Below are 1,223 nucleotides of genomic sequence, written 5' to 3' on the forward strand. Positions count from 1 at the left end.
CTCCCGACAGCGTCAACAAGATGTATGCCATGCAGGAGATGAAGCAGCTCGAATTCCAGGTCGGCCAGGTGACCGGATTGACCGGTGCCGACGGCCAGTTGTCATCGGCCACCATCAAGGGACCGGATGGCGACGTCGAGGTGCCTTGCACGCGCATGCTGCCGTTCTTCGGCCTGACCATGAAGCTCGGACCGATCGCGGAGTGGGGTCTCAACCTTCACGAGAACCTCATTCCGGTCGATACCGAAAAATTCCAGACATCGGTGCCCGGCATCTTCGCGGTCGGTGACATCAACTGGTATCCGGGCAAGCTGAAGCTGATCCTGTCGGGTTTCCACGAAGTGGCGCTGATGGCGCAGGCCGCCAAGCGCATCATCAGCCCCGGCGAGCGCATCGTTTTCCAGTACACGACCTCATCGACCAGCCTGCAGAAGAAGCTCGGCGTCTCCGGCTGAACTTTACTCGGCCAGCATCGGCGCCGCATTGTCGGCGTAGCCGCGAAGCTCCTTTTCGGGCATCAGCGTCAGCGTGATCAGCCCCAGCAGCAATGTAGCGGCGGCGACGGCAAAGATCATCACGAACGGCTCGACCGTCGCGCTATGGCCAGCGATCCGCACGCCTTCACCGGCAAGCGGCAAGCCGTAGCCCAGAGCGACCGCGCCGAGCATGGCGACCCCAAGCGCACTGCCAAGCGAACGCAGGAATGTCAGCACGCCCGTCGCGACGCCGAGATGCACGCGATCGACGGCGTTCTGGACCGACACGGTGGTGACCGGAAACGTCGTTCCGGTTCCAAACCCGATGCAAATCGTCAAGACCTCGACCTCCAGCAGCGTTGCATATCCTGCGACGACGGCCAGCAGGCAGAGGCACAGCATGCTGAAGACGACGCCCACCATCGCAATGCGCTTGTAGTGGGTGAAATGCGGGATCATACGCCCGCTGAATGCCGCGCCGCCGACGGTCCCCAGCAGAAGCCCAAGCATCGCCATGCCCGACTCCGCTGCCGACAAGCCGAGCACCGCCTGAAGATAGACGGGCAGTTACACAGCCATGCCGACGCTTGCGGCCTGACGCAGGAACATCGAAAGCGTGCCCGCCAGAACGATTGGATTGCCAAGCACTTCGAGTGAGATGAGCGGCTCGGCGGCGCGCATGAGCCGCAAGGCAAAAGCGCTCCAGAAAATCGCCGAACCGCAGAGAACGCCGATGACTTCAAGCGA

Annotated in this window: 2 pseudogenes; one reads left to right on the top strand and one right to left on the bottom strand. The window is 62.4% G+C overall.

The features are described from left to right. A pseudogene (locus EN925_RS36540) lies at positions 1 to 455 on the top strand (NAD(P)/FAD-dependent oxidoreductase); the annotation flags it as partial. Positions 456 to 458: 3 nt separating this feature from the next. On the opposite strand, the pseudogene EN925_RS36545 reads toward EN925_RS36540, so the two are convergent. Then, positions 459 to 1,223, bottom strand: a pseudogene (locus EN925_RS36545) (MFS transporter); the annotation flags it as partial.

The organism is Mesorhizobium sp. M7A.F.Ca.US.006.04.2.1 (genome assembly GCF_004022915.1).
Lineage (GTDB): Bacteria > Pseudomonadota > Alphaproteobacteria > Rhizobiales > Rhizobiaceae > Mesorhizobium > Mesorhizobium ciceri.